Here is a 683-nt window from a genome sequence, read left to right on the forward strand (position 1 = left end):
ACTTCCTCGGTATTTGCGGCCAATCTGACCATCCCTATGTCTTTTGAATATCTGGCTCTGGATGGCAAAGAAATTGAAACCAGCAACTTCAACCACAAATCTGAGCTGGCACTATCCGAAGGTGTCCACAAGATTGCTATTCGTTATCATGACATGGTCGATGATGAGTTTTCCGACAGTCAGAGCTTCGTTAAATCTTCTCCTTTCATTCTGACCCTGAAAGCCGAAGGCGACAACGAGTACATCCTTAAGCCTGCCGATGGTGACTACGTCAAGAAGCCCAAAGAGTTTGCCAAAACTCCCAAGGTCGTCATTACCCGCGCCGATAAGGGCCAGGTCAACTACCAGGTGGAACTGACTCAACTGAAAGAAACCAGTTTCCTGTCACAGCTATTCAATGGCAACAAGGGGCCAGATGTTGAAACCGCTGCTGCAGCCGTAACCTCAGGCAACATGGCCGCCAACCAACCTGTGGCACCTGTATCCCAGCCATCACCTGTCAGTGCCATGACAATGCCAGCGGCTTCCAAGGCCGGTAGCCAAGGGGGTGACAGTGCCGCCCATGCCCAGCAAATGCTGCAATACTGGTGGTTACAGGCCGATGAAGCAACTCGCAAAGAGTTCATGAGCTGGGCCATCAAACAGCTCTGATAAATGATCCCTTTGGTGTATCACGCCAGCTA

The 683-nt window shown here is 50.8% G+C and carries 1 protein-coding gene; it reads left to right on the forward strand.

Going from position 1 to position 683, the window contains the following annotated elements; all coding sequences use genetic code 11:
• Window positions 1-651, forward strand: a 651-nt coding sequence (locus tag RC73_RS19655; RefSeq protein ID WP_039036210.1) for a DUF2057 domain-containing protein, incomplete at its 5' end; no start/stop codon positions are given.
• Window positions 652-683 lie beyond the last annotated feature (32 nt).

Origin of the sequence: Shewanella sp. ECSMB14102 (assembly GCF_000813075.1) — a bacterium.
Taxonomy (GTDB): domain Bacteria; phylum Pseudomonadota; class Gammaproteobacteria; order Enterobacterales; family Shewanellaceae; genus Shewanella; species Shewanella indica.